The organism is Devosia sp. Root105, assembly GCF_001424865.1.
Lineage (GTDB): Bacteria > Pseudomonadota > Alphaproteobacteria > Rhizobiales > Devosiaceae > Devosia_A.
In genome coordinates, this window is record NZ_LMCR01000001.1 from 1,039,515 (window position 1) to 1,054,303 (window position 14,789).

13 protein-coding genes are annotated in these 14,789 nt (G+C 66.2%); 7 read left to right on the plus strand and 6 right to left on the minus strand.

Going from position 1 to position 14,789, the window contains the following annotated elements:
- Positions 1–31: 31 nt before the first annotated feature.
- Positions 32–1,384, plus strand: a complete 1,353-nt coding sequence (gene odhB, locus ASC68_RS04965) for a 2-oxoglutarate dehydrogenase complex dihydrolipoyllysine-residue succinyltransferase (protein ID WP_055875571.1) — start codon at positions 32–34, stop codon at positions 1,382–1,384.
- Between the two features lie 24 nt (positions 1,385–1,408).
- Here odhB and ASC68_RS04970 read toward each other — a convergent pair whose 3' ends face one another.
- The 3 genes from ASC68_RS04970 to ASC68_RS04980 all read right to left on the minus strand — a co-directional run bounded on the left by ASC68_RS04970 (position 1,409) and on the right by ASC68_RS04980 (position 5,383).
- Positions 1,409–1,870, minus strand: coding sequence for a hypothetical protein (locus ASC68_RS04970; RefSeq protein ID WP_055875574.1), 462 nt, complete (start codon positions 1,868–1,870; stop codon positions 1,409–1,411).
- A gap of 209 nt (positions 1,871–2,079) precedes the next feature.
- Complete coding sequence (locus ASC68_RS04975) at positions 2,080–4,290, minus strand: autotransporter domain-containing protein (RefSeq protein WP_156387241.1); 2,211 nt, start codon at positions 4,288–4,290, stop codon at positions 2,080–2,082.
- A 103-nt stretch (positions 4,291–4,393) separates the two neighbouring features.
- The gene (locus tag ASC68_RS04980; protein ID WP_055875580.1) at positions 4,394–5,383 is read right to left on the minus strand and encodes a DMT family transporter; all 990 of its coding nucleotides are present in this window, start codon (positions 5,381–5,383) and stop codon (positions 4,394–4,396) included.
- A gap of 203 nt (positions 5,384–5,586) precedes the next feature.
- Between ASC68_RS04980 and ASC68_RS04985 the strand changes: the two genes are divergently transcribed.
- Complete coding sequence (locus tag ASC68_RS04985) at positions 5,587–6,390, plus strand: hypothetical protein (RefSeq protein WP_156387242.1); 804 nt, start codon at positions 5,587–5,589, stop codon at positions 6,388–6,390.
- 8 nt (positions 6,391–6,398) lie between these two features.
- Here the strand turns inward: ASC68_RS04985 and ASC68_RS04990 are convergent, their stop codons facing one another.
- Positions 6,399–7,325 (minus strand): tyrosine recombinase XerC, encoded by a 927-nt coding sequence (locus tag ASC68_RS04990; protein ID WP_082527895.1) that lies wholly within the window; start codon positions 7,323–7,325, stop codon positions 6,399–6,401.
- 149 nt (positions 7,326–7,474) lie between these two features.
- Here ASC68_RS04990 and ASC68_RS04995 point away from each other — a divergent pair, with 149 nt between their 5' ends.
- Together ASC68_RS04995 and ASC68_RS05000 are read left to right on the plus strand one after the other, a co-directional pair.
- On the plus strand, positions 7,475–7,795 hold the full coding sequence (locus ASC68_RS04995) for a hypothetical protein (protein WP_156387243.1): 321 nt from the start codon (positions 7,475–7,477) through the stop codon (positions 7,793–7,795).
- A 66-nt stretch (positions 7,796–7,861) separates the two neighbouring features.
- Positions 7,862–8,527, plus strand: coding sequence for a L,D-transpeptidase (locus ASC68_RS05000; RefSeq protein ID WP_055875588.1), 666 nt, complete (start codon positions 7,862–7,864; stop codon positions 8,525–8,527).
- A gap of 301 nt (positions 8,528–8,828) precedes the next feature.
- On the opposite strand, the gene ASC68_RS05005 is transcribed toward ASC68_RS05000, so the two are convergent.
- Positions 8,829–9,311 carry a VOC family protein gene (locus tag ASC68_RS05005; protein WP_055875591.1) on the minus strand — a complete coding sequence of 161 codons (483 nt, stop codon included), beginning with the start codon at positions 9,309–9,311 and terminating at the stop codon, positions 8,829–8,831.
- Between the two features lie 127 nt (positions 9,312–9,438).
- Here ASC68_RS05005 and ASC68_RS05010 point away from each other — a divergent pair, with 127 nt between their 5' ends.
- Positions 9,439–11,607, plus strand: a complete 2,169-nt coding sequence (locus ASC68_RS05010; RefSeq protein ID WP_055875596.1) for a primosomal protein N' — start codon at positions 9,439–9,441, stop codon at positions 11,605–11,607.
- A 140-nt stretch (positions 11,608–11,747) separates the two neighbouring features.
- On the opposite strand, the gene ASC68_RS05015 is transcribed toward ASC68_RS05010, so the two are convergent.
- Positions 11,748–12,335: a hypothetical protein gene (locus ASC68_RS05015; RefSeq protein WP_156387244.1), complete on the minus strand. Its 588-nt coding sequence runs from the start codon at positions 12,333–12,335 to the stop codon at positions 11,748–11,750.
- A gap of 328 nt (positions 12,336–12,663) precedes the next feature.
- Here ASC68_RS05015 and ASC68_RS05020 point away from each other — a divergent pair, with 328 nt between their 5' ends.
- Together ASC68_RS05020 and atpA are read left to right on the plus strand one after the other, a co-directional pair.
- Positions 12,664–13,224: a F0F1 ATP synthase subunit delta gene (locus tag ASC68_RS05020; RefSeq protein WP_055875602.1), complete on the plus strand. Its 561-nt coding sequence runs from the start codon at positions 12,664–12,666 to the stop codon at positions 13,222–13,224.
- Complete coding sequence (gene atpA / locus ASC68_RS05025) at positions 13,224–14,756, plus strand: F0F1 ATP synthase subunit alpha (RefSeq protein ID WP_055875605.1); 1,533 nt, start codon at positions 13,224–13,226, stop codon at positions 14,754–14,756. Before ASC68_RS05020 ends, atpA begins: the two co-directional genes overlap by 1 nt.
- The last annotated feature ends 33 nt before the right edge of the window (positions 14,757–14,789 follow it).

Genomic DNA, 14,789 nt, shown 5'->3' on the forward strand with positions numbered 1-14,789 from the left:
GACGCGGCAAGAAAACTGAAGGACCAAACTGATGGCGACTGACATCCGGGTGCCCACGCTGGGCGAGAGCGTCACCGAGGCGACGATCGGCCAGTGGTTCAAGAAGGTGGGCGACACTGTCGCCGCCGATGAGCCGGTGGTGGAGCTCGAGACCGACAAGGTGACCATCGAGGTACCGGCCCCGGCCGCCGGCGTGCTCGAAACCATCACCGCCAATCCGGGCGATACGGTCAATGTCGGGGCGCTGATCGGGGCGATCGCCGCTGCTGGGTCTGCTGTGGCCGCCGCTGCACCGGCCGCTGTGGCCAAGCCCGCTGACGTGCCGCAGCCGGCCGCAGTCGCCGCCGAGCCGGCGCCGAAGCCCGCCAATGGCAACGGCTCCGCCGTGCCGCCGGCGCCGAGCGCCGCAAAGCTGATGGCGGAAGCCGGGCTCACCGACGCCGATGTCAGTGGTTCGGGCCGTCGTGGCCAGATCCTCAAGGAAGATGTGCTGGCGGCGGCGGCCAAGCCCGCTTCTGCACCTGCCGCATCAGTGGCTGCGGCGCCCGTCGCCGCCACGCCGAAGCCGGCTCCTGCGCCGGTTGCAGCGCCCGCACCTGCGCCGGCGCCGGCTCCCAAGGCCGCCGAGCCGGCGCCTGCTCCGGTCCCGGCGCAGCCGCGTGGTCCGGTTAACGCCAATGACGATGTGCGCGAAGAGCGGGTGAAGATGACCCGGCTGCGTCAGACCATCGCGCGGCGTTTGAAGGAAGCGCAGAACAACGCCGCCATGCTCACCACCTTCAACGAGGTGGACATGAAGCCGGTGATGGACTTGCGCAATTCCTACAAGGAGCTGTTCGAGAAAAAGCACGGCGTGAAGCTCGGCTTCATGGGCTTTTTCACCAAGGCGGTGACGCACGCGCTGAAGGAAATCCCGGCGGTCAATGCCGAGATCGACGGCGACGACCTGGTGTACAAGAACTACGCCCATATCGGCGTGGCGGTGGGGACCGATAAGGGCCTCGTGGTGCCGGTGGTGCGCGACGCCGATCAGCTGTCGATCGCCGGCATCGAGAAGGATATCGCCCGGCTCGGCAAGCTCGCCCGTGACGGGCAGCTCTCGATGGCCGACATGCAGGGCGGCACCTTCACCATCTCGAATGGCGGCGTCTACGGCTCGCTGATGTCGACGCCGATCCTCAATGCTCCGCAGTCGGGTATTCTGGGCATGCACAAGATCCAGGAGCGGCCGGTGGTGGTCGGCGGCGAGATCGTCATCCGTCCGATGATGTATCTGGCGCTGAGCTATGATCACCGTATCGTCGACGGCAAGGAAGCGGTGACCTTCCTCGTCCGCGTCAAGGAGAGCCTCGAGGCGCCGGAACGGCTGGTGCTGGATCTCTGATCCGGCGGCAGTCAGCGCAGATGTTCAGGGGCTCGCTTCGGCGGGCCCCTTTGCTTTTGGAACAAAGCCACGCAGGAGTGGGGTGCGGCTGAGCGCCAGAACGGCGACGATGTGGGCCGGGATCAGGAAGGTAACGACCTGTCCGCCCATCAGCATAACGTAGTACATCGGCATGCTGTCTGGATATGGCGATGGCCCCTGCAACAGGATCGATACCAGCGTCACGAGGGTGAAGCCGATCACGAGGACATTCAGCGACAACACCCCGTCTGACAGCGGTCGGTTCCGGCCGCGCCAGGCCAGAACGACCAGCACGATCGAGTTGGCCAAGGCGAACGCCACAAGCACGGCGGTGATGGGGAGAAGTGAGTCGAAGTCAAAAGAAGGCGCGCCGTAGCCCATGGCGTAGCTGAAGCCGACAAGCATGACGCAGGTGAGGGCAATGACCACGACGAACAGGGCAAGCCCCGAAAGAATGCGCACCATGACTGCCCCCCCAGCACTGGACGGAGGCTGCACCGGTACGTGGCATGCCACAAGTGGCGTTGTGCGGATGCGGGTGGAGAGTGGTGGCGAGCACGCCGCCCGAGCTTCTGGAGCGTTTCACCGTTTCAATGAAGCGCCGAAACGCTCCAGGTCATTGATTTTGCCGCGCTTTCGAACCGGAAAAGTCTGCAGCTTTTCCTGAAAGCGCTCTAGAAGCTGACGGCCAGGGTTGCCTTGGCGCCGTGGTTCTCGGTTTCGCTCGAGATTTGGCCGAGATAGGACAGGGCCACGGTGGCCGTGTCGTTGAGGGCGAGATCGAGGCCGGCTTCGATCACGACGCTGTCGCTGGCGATCGGTGCGCCGGCGATGGTGAAGGCGTCACCCGCCGCGAAAGCCTGAGTTACAGTAGGGGTGAGATCGCCGAAGGCGTGGCGCCAGCCGAGCATGCCGAGCAGGGTTGCGTCGATGCTTCCCAGTTCGAATGCGAGTTCTGCCCGCGCCCCGAGGGTGGCGAAGGTGATGCCGGTGGAGCTGCCCGCAACCGTCAACGCGGCGGGGCCGCCCTCTTCGGTGTAGCCGTCGGTGGTGAGGTTCACATGCGCCAGGTTGACGAAGGGCTCGAGCCGGGCGCCGTCAGTCTCGATCGCGTAGGCGAGCTCGCCGAAGGCCTGGAGGGTCTGGGCGCCGTAGGCGGCGCTGAGGCTGTCATCGAGCCAGGGGATGGCGACAAGACGCTGGGTGGAGAGGTCCGCCAGGGTATAGGCGAGCCCGGTGCGCAGCGCGAGAGCGCCCCAGGCGGTGCCGCCGTAGAGGCCGAGGTGGTAGCTGTCGCTCGAGCCGGAGGAGGAGCGATCCTCTACTTCGAAGCCGGAGCGGCTGTAGCCGGCGAGGAGGCCGACCCGCCAGTCGCCGAGCAGGCCGTCGGTGCCGACCAGCAGGCCGCCGATATCATGATCGCGTGCGGCGGCGTTGCCATCTCCGCCGGCCGTACCGGAGGAGGAGAAGCCATAGGCCCAGACCGTCGGGCCGGCCGGCTCCGGAGAGGGCAGCATGGGCTCGGTGCTGGGCGCGTAGCCCATCAGCGGCACGTAGTCGTCAGAAGGGCCAGTCGGGCTGGTGCGAAGGCGCTGGCCCATGGCGTCACGGATGAAGCGGCTGTTTTCGATAAGCGCTCCCTGCAGGGTCGCGCCGATCTCACCCGATAGGGCGTCGAAGCTCGCCTGGATCAGGGCGTCATCGTCGGGCAGCAGAGCGATGGCGTCGTAGAGCGGGTTGGCGGCAAAGATGCCGATGCTGTCGATGGCCTGGGCGGTGGCGGTCTGGTTGCGGGTCGCTGCCGACGATACGAAGTCGATATCGTTGCGGCCCAGTTCGAGTGCCACCATGTCGGCGTCGTAGTCATAGATGAGGCGGGGCGTCAGAAAGGCATAGATCGACTCGACCTCGGCAAACGCTCCGGTGAGCTCGCCTCCAGTGGTCAGGATGATGCGGGTCGTGCGGAGGAAGTCGCCAGCCCCACCGATATGGGCGACGGTCCCGCCATTGATGGTGACGTTGCCGGTAACGGCGACAAGGTCGCTTGCGCTGCTCAAGGGATCGACCTCGACGTCAAAGGACGAGCCAGCCGCGAACACCAGGTCTCCGTCGACATGAAGCGTGCCGATGGAGTTGCCGGGCGCCAGCGTGCCGCCACTGGCGATCGTGGTGTTGCCGACCGTGCCGGTACCTCCGAGCGATGCGCCGTCGAGGATGTTCACGGCGCCGTCGACCTGGCCGTTCACGGTCAAGAGGCCAGTGTTCATGGTGACCTGGTCGGCGGTGATCGAATGAGTGGCGCCCACGGTGACGCCGCTGGCGACGTGGAGCGACACGTTGTCCGCAGTGAGCGAGTAGATGTTCAGGGCCAGGCTGTTGGCCAGGGTGAAGTCGCCGGTGATGGTCGCGCTGTTCAGCAAGCCGATGCGGTTGGCGGTGTTACTCAGGATGACGTCATCGCCGCCGTTGAGGTTGAGTGTCCCCGCCTCGACGATGCCGATCTGGCTGATCATCCCGCCGGCGCTGAGCGATACGACGCCTAAGTCACCGTTCAGCACGCCCACGAGCAGGGCGTTGGCGTCGGTGAGCGCGATAGCTGAACCCGCGGCGACGATCTGGCCGCCGAAGTCGTTGCCGCTGTTGGTCAAGGTGATGGTGCCGGTGCCCGCGACGATGGTCGTTTGTCCGGCTACCGAGACTGCGCCGCTCTGGGTGACGGACTGATTGCCGCTGCTGACGGTCAGCTCCGGGTACGGGCCCGGCGCCACAACGTATTGCGCTTGCGCCGGCAGCGGGGAGCAGAGGCCTGCAATGGTGCCGGAAAGCGCAAGCAGCGCGGCACGTGCTGCCGTACTGTCGTCGGTCGCCCTAGTCCACAAACCCACGCCCGCCCCCGGAACCCTCGTCAGTCGCCCCGCAATTTCTCGCAGGCGACTGTTGTAGAACTATTTGAACCAGGAGCAGGCTTGTCGAGAATCCTCAACGGAATCAAGCGGTACTTTCCTTCAGCACCTTCAGCTTCGGCTTTTCCTTGCGGGTGAACAGGAACACCCCGCCCAGCACCAGGGCCGTACCGATCGCGTGGTAGGGCGTGAAGGCTTCGCCGAGGACGGAGATGGCGAGGCCGACGGTGACCACCGGCGAGACGTTGCCGATGATGGCGGTGCGCTCGGGGCCGATCAGTGCGATGGCGCCCGAGATGCAATAGGCCGGCAGCACGGTCGACACCGTGCCGATGGCCAGCATCAACAGGAACCCGTTGCCGGTGACCGCAAGGTCGGTGACCGGATGGGTGAAGAGGAAATGCGCGATCACCGCCGGGCCGGCGCCGCTCATGGCGATGGAGGTGAAGAGCTGCGGGCCGAGTTTGTCGATCAATGGCTTGGCCATGATCTGGTACGCCGCGTAGGCGATGGCCGAGCCGAACACCAAGGCGGCGCCGAGCAGCACGTTATCGCCCTCGATCCTGAGGTCATGCCAGAAGATGACGCCGATGCCGAGGTAGGAGACGAGCAGCGCCACGACCATCGGCAGGGTGATTTTGCGCTTGAAGAAGATCGCGCCGAACAGCACGACGAAGAACGGATAGGTGAGGAGGATCAGCCGGTCGAACTGCGCGGTGATGTATTCGAGCGCCGAGAAATCGAGGTAGCTCGCGAGGTAATAGCCGATGACGCCGACGCCGAGGGTCTGCGCCAGCACCGGCCAGGTGAGCACCGGCGGGGCGCCTGGGGGTTGCTGGGCCAGCTTCTTGCGGTAGCCGAGGATGCCGACAGTCAAAAAGATCGGCACGGCGACGATCATCCGCCAGGTGAGCGTCGTCACCGAGTCGATGCCCTCCAGCAAAGCCAGCTTGATGACGATGCCCTTGGTGGCGAAGAACGCAGCGCCGGCGAGCGCCAGCACAATGCCGGCCCAGGCGAATTGCCGGAAGCCGCGATGGGCGGTGGATGGAGGTGACGCAGTCTCGGGAGACATTTGGCGGGTCCAGTTCTGGCCCCTGCCATCAGATCACCGGGTTACCGCGCCTGATGGCGGGGCCGGTGAGCAAACGAGGGTCAAACAGCCGTCGCGTCCCGGTCCCCGGAGGGGATGAGGCAGGTTTTGCCAATAATTAGGATGCAAGCGGTCATGGGCGGATAGGTACGCTCGGGCATGGCGGCTGTAAAGTGGCCGGTTGGGTGAACGGTGCGTTCGACCGCCGATTGCGGTTTTGCGAGGCATGGCTGATGCTTGGCGCCATGAGACGTGCTCCCGATATCGCCGCGGCAGTGGCGGAAGCCTACCGCCTGTTCCCCGACAATGGCCTGGGCGGACCGCTGCAGGTCTGCACCTGTGGGGTGTGCATGTCCGTGGCTATGAAGGCCGAGATCGAGAAGACGTCACGCGAGCGACTGAGCGTGGAGCAGATCTCGGAGTATCTCAACTCGGCCCATGAGGCGAGCGGGGCGCTGGCCAGCCAGCAAATGCGCTGGCTGCTGCCGCGTCTGCTCGAATGCTGCGCCGAGGGGCCGTGGCCGTACTGGAACACGGAGCACACGTTCACAAAGCTCAACGAAGCGGGACTGCCCGACTGGCCCGAGGCGGAGCGGTTGGCGGTTCGCAGGGTCTTTCTGGGCCTGCTGGCTGCGAGTTTCGGCGGGCTTCCGGGAGGAGATGAACCCGGCGTGCTGATCGAGGCGTTTGTCAGGGCGGGAGAGCCGATCGGACCGTATCTCGAGCTGTGGGAGGGCGATCGGTCGGAGCCGGCGAGCGTGGCACTGGCGGAGTTCATCAACTGGCAGCTGACCTGGGCCAAAGGTGAGCGCTACCTGCGATCGAGCGAGTCGTGGTCGAGCAAGGCCGACAATGACCTGTTCATTGCTTGGCTTGTACAGCCGGAAACGGTGATCCGCTTGCAGGAAGCGTTCTTTTCGGCGAGCAGTACGGCAAAGGCGGAAGTCCTGTCGCTTGCGCACGACGTCATAGCGACACCGGGGCGCTGAGGCCGGGCTCAGGCCCGCGGATGGGCGGCGCGATAACTCTCGAGCAGGCGCTCGGTGTCGACCGCGGTGTAGATCTGGGTGGTCGAGAGCGAGGCATGGCCCAGGAGCTCCTGGATGGCACGTAGGTCGCCGCCTTTGCCGAGAAGGTGAGTGGCAAAGCTGTGGCGGAGCGCGTGCGGCGTCGCCGATGGGGGCAGGCCGAGGGCGCCGCGCAGCTGCTGCATGCGCAGCTGGATCAGCCGCGGCGACAGCGGCCCGCCCTTCTTGCCGCGGAAGATCGGCTCGTCCGGACCGGGGTGGAACGGCGTGAGCCCGAGATAGGTGTCGATGGCCTGGCGCACCGCGGCGATCAACGGCACCAGCCGGGTCTTGCCACCCTTGCCGGTGACGCGCAGCGCGCTCGCCTCAAGATCGGCGCGGGAGACGGCGAGGGCTTCCGAGATACGGAGGCCCGCGCCATAGCAGAGCGAGATCACCGCCATGTCGCGGGCCGCGACCCAGGGGGTGTCCTCGAGCTCATCGGTGGTGCGGATGGTAGCCTTGGCCTCCAGCACGGTCAGCGCCTTGGGCAGCGAGCGCGGCTGCTTTGGGGTGCGGATGGTGTTCAGCGCTTCGCTCGCCAGAATGCCTTCACGCTCGAGGAAACCGAAGAAGCTCTTGATGGCGCTGAGCGCCCGGGCCAGCGAGCGCGAGCCGAGGCTCTCGCTGCGGCGGGCGGCGAGGAAGGCGCGGATATCGGCGGCGCGGAGCTCTTTCAGCGTCTGCAGCGTGACCTCGCCGCCGGTATGGGCGCTCAGGAAGCTGACGAACTGGCCGAGGTCGCGCAGATAAGCCTCAAGCGTCAACGGCGCGAGACGCCTGATGGCGCCGAGATCGCGCTGCCAATTGGCGATATGGGCGGCAAGGCCGGCGTCGGCGAACATGGCGTAGGACATGCTGCAAGGGTAAGCGCGGGCGGTTAGGATTCGGCAAACGCAGTTGGGTGTTGCAGATCTGCATCATCCACCCTCCGAACCCCCGGGTACCCAACACGCGGGCGTGAGGTGCCCTTTGCCTGCCTTATTTCGCGGGCTATCGGGGCGGCATGCATCGGTTGACTGCCATATTGGCGCTCTGCGTCGCGCTGCTCGCGCTGTTGAGCCCCAGCTTCGCGGCTGGGGTCTGCATTGCCAATAGCGGGCTGCCGACCGTGAGCGCCAGCCACGATGGCGGGCCGGCGCATCTGCCGAACCCCTGCGAGATGCAGGGCGGCAAACGGGTGATGCCGCCGCAGCCGGAACTGAGCCGGCGGGTTGTCGAAGTGCCTCGGGCGACCGTGGCGCAATGGGCCTTCGGGCTGGCCGACCAGCCGATGCGGCAAGGTCGCTCGCCCGTGGCAGAACTGCCGCCGCCTCGGCTGGGTTGAATCCCCCCACATCGCCATCCTCCTGACAACGCGGCCGCCTCCCGGCCGCTAAACGAGACATTTCAAATGACTGACCTGATCATCGGCCGCCGGGCGCTGCTCGCCGGGGCGGCGAGCTTTGCAGCCCTCGCCCTCGCCGGCTGCGCCACCTCCGGCGCGCCCCGGCTGGAAACCGAAACCGTCCGCATTCCGGACGACGTGCTCGCCATGTATGCGGCGCAGCCGAACGAGCGCTTCCCGATCCCGGCCGCCCGCATGGACCTGATCGAACCGCAGTTCTGGCGGCAGGTGGTGGACGATCCGACGGGCGAGCGGCCCGGCACCGTGGTGGTCGATACGGCGCACCGCTTCCTCTACCTGGTGCAGGAAAACGGCAAGGCGATGCGCTACGGGGTCGGCATCGGCCGTGACGGCTTCACCTGGTCGGGACGCGGCGTGATCCAGTATAAGCGCGAATGGCCGACCTGGACGCCGCCGAGCGAGATGATCGACCGGCAGCCCGAGCTCGAGCCCTATCGGCGCGGCATGGCGCCAAGCCTCGAAAACCCGCTCGGGGCGCGTGCGCTCTACATCTTCAAGGATGGGCGCGACACCATTTACCGGCTGCACGGCGCGACCGACGAGCGGACCATCGGCAAGGCGATCTCGTCGGGCTGCGTGCGGCTGCTCAACCAGGACGTGATCGATCTGTATCAGCGGGTGCCGAGTGGGTCGCCGATTCTGGTGATGTGACCTCCCCAGCGGTGTCATTCCCGCGCAGGCGGGACTTGCCACCAGACAGCGCCGCAAACTCGGTGTCATCCCGGCGAAAGCCGGGACCCACTGCTCTGAGGGTAGGCAGGCACAAGCCTTGCCGGTCCATCACCGAAAGGTCGGATGGTTCTATGCGGGTGGATAGGGCTGTGCACTGGGTCCCGGCGTTCGCCGGGATGACGGCCGGTGGGTGGGCACGATCATAGCTTAGCGCATGTGCGCCTGCGGGGATGACGGCAGTGATTGGGCGACCAGGCGCGGGGCTGGAGGCCCGGCGCCCCTAGTGCTTCAGCGCTTCGGCCAGTGAGTTCTGTACATAGGCCATGGGTTCCGACCATCTCGGGTCGCCCCAGCGCTGCTGCATCTCGGATTCAGAGACCTCCTCGACGCGCTGCTGCAGCCACCAGATATTGCCGAGCGGGTCGCGGACACGGGCGACGCGGTCGCCGAAGGCGAGCAGCGTCGGCTTGGTGACTTCGGTGGCGCCGGCTTCGAGCGCCTTGGCGAAGCCCTTGCGCGCATCGGGAACGTAGAGCCGGATGAAGGCCGGCATGGCCGCGAGGCCGGCCGGGGCGTCGAAGGCCATCACGACGGCGTCACCGATGCGGATCTCAGCGTGGCCGATGCTGCCATCCTCGTTGGCCATACGGCTGAGTTCGACCCCGTCGAAGGCGGCGACGAGGAAATCGATCAGCTGCGGGGTGTCGCTGGAAATGATCCACGGCGTGACGGTGGTGTAGCCTTCGGGAATCGTGCTGGGCATGGGACGCTCCTCGTGTGGTTGGGCACGGGTAATTGAACCGAGACTGCTGACAGAACGCGGCAGCAGCGTAAGAGTTTGGCGAAGGCACTTGCAATTCCCATCTCAGCCGTGAACAAAGCGAGCACAGATGGAAAAGTCCCCCGACATCGTGGCGGTGATGGTGAGCGTGTCGGTCGATGGACCGTACAGCTACCGCGTGCCCTATGGGATGGAGGTGCAGCGCGGCTCGATCGTCGCGGTGCCGCTGGTCGGGCGGCTGACGCTGGGCGTGGTCTGGGGGCTGCCCAAGGACAATTACGCGCATAACCGGCTGAAGGACATCGCCCAGGTCTTCGACACGCCGCCGCTCAGTGAAGAGCTGCTGAAGACGGTCGACTGGGTGTCGAAATACACCCTGGCGGCGCCGGGGCTGGTGCTCAGGAGCGTCTTGCGTTCGACCGAGGCGCTGGAGCCGGAGCGGCCGATCACCGCCTTCCGGCTGACTGGCGTCGAACCCGACAAGCGCACCAAATCGCGCGACAAGGTGCTCGACCTGCTGCTCGATGGGCAGGCCTGGGCCAAATCGGCGATCATCGGCGAGGCCGGGGTTTCGGCCTCGGTGGTCGAGGGGCTGGAGAAGGCCGGGGCGCTCGAGCGGGTCGAGATGGCGCCGCCACCGATCGCACTGCCGCCCGACCCGGACGCGGCGCCGCCGACGTTGAACGAGGAGCAGGCGGCAGCAATGGCGCAGATCCGCGAGATCGATGTCGGCGGTTTCGGGGTGGCGCTGCTCGACGGGGTGACCGGCGGCGGCAAGACCGAAGTGTTCTTCGAGGCGGTGGCCGATACGCTCAGGGCCGGCCGGCAGGCGCTGGTGCTGCTGCCGGAAATCGCGCTGACCTCGACTTTTGTCGAGCGGTTCTCCAAACGCTTCGGCACCAAGCCGGCCGAGTGGCATTCGGATATGACGCCGGCACAGCGGGCGCGGACCTGGCGCTCGGTACTGAACGGCGACGTGCGGGTGGTGCTGGGAGCACGTTCGGCGCTGTTCCTGCCGTTCCGCGAGCTCGGCCTGGTGGTGCTCGACGAGGAACATGACGGGGCGTTCAAGCAGTATGACGGGGTGAATTACCACGCCCGCGACATGGCGGTGGTGCGGGCGCGGTTTGCCGAGGCGCGGGTGATCCTGAGCTCAGCGACGCCGTCGGTGGAGAGCCGGAACAATGCCAACCAGGGGCGCTACAAGCATGTGCTGCTGACCTCGCGCTTCGCCGAGGCGGGGATGCCGGACATCGCGCCGATCGACATGCGCGAGGAGCCGCCGGAGAAAGGGCAGTGGATCGCCCCGAAGCTGGCGCGCGAGGTGTTCGCGACGCTCGACCGGGGCGAGCAGGCGCTGTTGTTCCTCAATCGACGCGGCTATGCGCCGCTGACGCTGTGCAAGGCGTGCGGGCATCAGTACCAGTGCCCGGATTGCTCGGCCTGGCTGGTCGAGCATCGCTTCCGCGGCGTCCTGATGTGCCACCATTGCGGGCATGAGCAGCGGGTGCCCAAGGCGTGCACCGAGTGCGGGGCGGTCGACTCGCTGACACCGATCGGGCCGGGGATCGAGCGGGTGGCCGAAGAGGCGGCGGAGCGCTTCCCGGGCGCGCGCATGGTGATCCTCAGCTCCGACATGGGCTCGAACCAGCAGCTCAAGGAGCGCTTTGCCGAGATCGAGCGCGGCGAATACGACCTGGTGGTGGGCACGCAGCTGGTGGCCAAGGGGCACCATTTCGAAAAGCTGACTTTGGTCGGGGTGCTCGATGCCGATCTCGGGCTCGACCGCGGCGACCCGCGCGCGGCGGAGCGGACCTTCCAGATCCTGACGCAGGTAACGGGGCGCGCCGGCCGCGCCAACCGGGCCGGCAAGGCGTTCCTCCAGACCTATCATCCGGATCACCCGGTGATGAAGGCGATGGTCAAAGGCGATCGCGAGGCGTTCTACAAGCATGAACTCTTGGCGCGCGAGGCGGGTGGGCTGCCGCCGTTCGGCCGGCTGGCGGCGCTGATCGTTTCGGCCAACGAGCACGACCCGGCCTTCGCCTATGCCAAGCAGCTGCTGAGCGTCGCGCCACTGGCGGAAGGGCTGAAGCTGTTCGGCCCAGCCGACGCGCCGATCTCGATGATCCGCGGCAGGCACCGGGTGCGGCTCTTGGCGCAATCCGGCAAGGATTTTGATCTTAGCGGTTACGTGCGGTTCTGGCTGGAGCAGGCGCCCAAGACCACGGGGAACCTCAGGGTGCAGGTGGATATCGATCCGCAGTCGTTCCTCTAGCGCCGGCAGAAAGGCCCCCTCACCCGCCGCTCCGCGGCGACCTCTCCCTCAGGGGAGAGGTCCGTCAGGATCTTTTGCGATCGTGCGAACGGCCTGCAGGTCGTCTCACGGGCAGCCGCGATCCTCGTCTTGGGCGCCGGCTAGTCGATATCTGGCGGCTCGGGGCCGCTGTCCGTCGATGATGACGAAGAGGACGGCTCCTCCGGGGGCGGCTTTGGCGGCGGCGCGCCCAGCCGGAACTCGACTACCGTTGTTTTGGGTTGCTCGCCGGACTGGGCGGGGGCGGTGCCCATGATCCTGACGAACTTCGCGCCGTTCTCGGCCTCCTTGCTCTTTTTTCGGAGTTCGTCCTCGCGGCGCCTCACCTCATCGATCATTTCGCCGACGCGAACGCTGACGCGCCATCGCCCCTTGGCCGAACGCTTGAGCAGCGCACCGGCCAACCGTCGCGAGCCATCGGAGATGGTGCCGATTTCCTCATCCTGCTCGGCCGTCAGCGTGAAATGCGCACGCAGGAAGCTACGGATGTCGCGCGCCGCTTCACCGAGCACTTCGGCGTAGTCCGGTTCCTCGGGCGACGGAATCATGGCGTTCAGCGAGGCCTCGCTCAGCAGCGGCAGCCCGCTCGCTGCGGCGCGGCGCAAGGTCTCGGCCAGTGCGCTGCGGCTTAATCCCGCAAAACACGCCGCCGATCCGGCGGCGATCACCCAACGACGATTGAGTGGCATGATCCACACCTCACAACGGACGTCAGCAGGTGAAAAAATACGCCTCGCCCAACGGTGACACAAGGGACACCTTCCCTGCCGGCACCGGTCGTTGTCGACGATCGACCAGCGCCAGTGAACGGGGGAGGATCAGCGAGGCCCGCCCCTGCGACAAAACTCCCCGAAAGACTCGTGTTCCGGTGCCTTGCGGGTGCCGATCTCGCATGTTAGAGGGGGCGCGAAATCCGGGGGGCTATCAGCTTTTCCCGGCGAACAATCATAAGCGAAAGCAGCCTCCGGCGCCTCTATCGGCCGGATTCGGGTTGCGCAGCACGAGGGTGACGGGGCATTGGCAGCGCAGAATTCAGTGCTTACCCAGATCGCGCGGCCATATGCGTCGGCGCTCTACGATCTCGCCGCAGCCGACGGTTCCGTCGCAGCGGTCGAGCAGGGGCTGGTAAATCTGCTTGCCCTGGCTGAACAGAGCCCGGATTTTGCCCGGTTCCTTCGCTCCCCGGTGATCAACACCGAAGAGAAGGCGCAGGCCATCCATGCCGTGCTGGAGCGCGCCAAGGCGCACACCACGGTCGGCAATTTTGTCCGGGTGGTGGCCCGCAATGGCCGGCTGTTCGCGCTGCCCGAGATCATCAAGGCGTTCCGCGAGCGCGCCGCTGGCGCCCGTGGCGAAGTCAATGCCGACGTGACCTCGGCGACGCCGCTCACCGCGGCCCAGGTCAAGACGCTGGCCGATACGCTCAAGGCGAAGATCGGCAAGTCCGTCACGCTCAACCAACATGTCGATCCCAGCCTGATCGGTGGCCTCGTGGTCAAGGTCGGTAGCCAGATGATCGACAGCTCACTCAAAACCAAGCTCACGGCGATGAAGATCGCGATGAAAGAGGTCGGATAATGGATATCAAAGCCGCGGAAATCTCTGCGATCCTCAAAGAGCAGATTCAGAACTTCGGCCAGGAAGCGGAAGTTTCCGAAGTCGGTCAGGTTCTGTCGGTTGGCGACGGTATCGCCCGCGTCTACGGCCTCGACAACGTGCAGGCCGGTGAGCTCGTCGAGTTCCCGGGCGGCATCAAGGGCATGGCGCTGAACCTCGAAACCGACAATGTCGGCGTCGTGCTGTTCGGCAATGACCGCGGCATCAAGGAAGGCGACGTCGCCAAGCGTACCGGCGCCATCGTCGATACCCCGGTGGGCAAGGAGCTGCTCGGCCGCGTGGTCGACGCGCTCGGCAACCCGATCGACGGCAAGGGCCCGCTCAAGGCCAAGGAACGCCGCCGCGTCGACGTGAAGGCCCCGGGCATCCTGCCGCGCAAGTCCGTGCACGAGCCGATGTCGACCGGCCTCAAGGCCATCGACGCGCTGATCCCGATCGGCCGCGGCCAGCGCGAGCTGATCATTGGCGATCGCCAGACCGGCAAGACCGCCGTCATTCTCGACACCTTCCTGAACCAGAAGCCGGCGCATGCCGCCAACGCTTCGGAGACGGACAAGCTCTATTGCATCTACGTCGCCGTCGGGCAGAAGCGCTCGACCGTGGCGCAGTTCGTCAAGGTGCTCGAAGACGCCGGCGCCATGGAATACTCGATCGTCATCGCGGCGACCGCGTCCGATCCGGCGCCGATGCAGTTCCTCGCGCCGATGACCGGCGCCGCCATCGGCGAGTATTTCCGCGACAACGGCATGCATGCCGTGATCGCGTTCGACGATCTCACCAAGCAGGCCGTGGCCTACCGCCAGATGTCGCTGCTGCTGCGCCGTCCGCCGGGCCGCGAAGCTTACCCGGGCGACGTGTTCTACCTGCACTCGCGTCTGCTCGAGCGCGCCGCCAAGCTCAACGAAGAGCATGGTTCGGGCTCGCTCACCGCGCTGCCGGTGATTGAGACCCAGGCGAACGACGTGTCGGCCTACATCCCGACCAACGTGATTTCGATCACCGACGGCCAGATCTTCCTCGAGACGAACCTGTTCTTCCAGGGCATCCGTCCGGCGGTGAACGTCGGTATCTCGGTGAGCCGCGTGGGTGGTAACGCCCAGATCAAGGCGATGAAGCAGGTTGCCGGTTCGCTGAAGGGCGAGCTCTCGCAGTATCGCGAGATGGCCGCGTTCGCGCAGTTCGGTTCCGACCTCGATGCCGCCACGCAGCGCCTGCTCAACCGCGGCGCCCGCCTGACGGAGTTGCTGAAGCAGCCGCAGTTCGCGCCGCTGAAGCCGGAAGAAGAAGTCGCGGTGATCTTTGCCGGCGGCCAGGGCTACCTGGACGACCTGCCGGTGTCGAAGGTCGGCGAGTTCGAGGCGGGCCTCTTGAGCTACCTCCGCTCCAAGGGTGCGGATGTGCTGGCGGCGATCGCCAAGGAGAAGGCGCTGTCGGATGATCTGCGCGCCAAGCTCAAGGCCGCCATCGACGCGTTCAAGAAGACGTTCTCGTAAGCCCTTTCAGAATAACGCGGGGTCCGGTTCGGG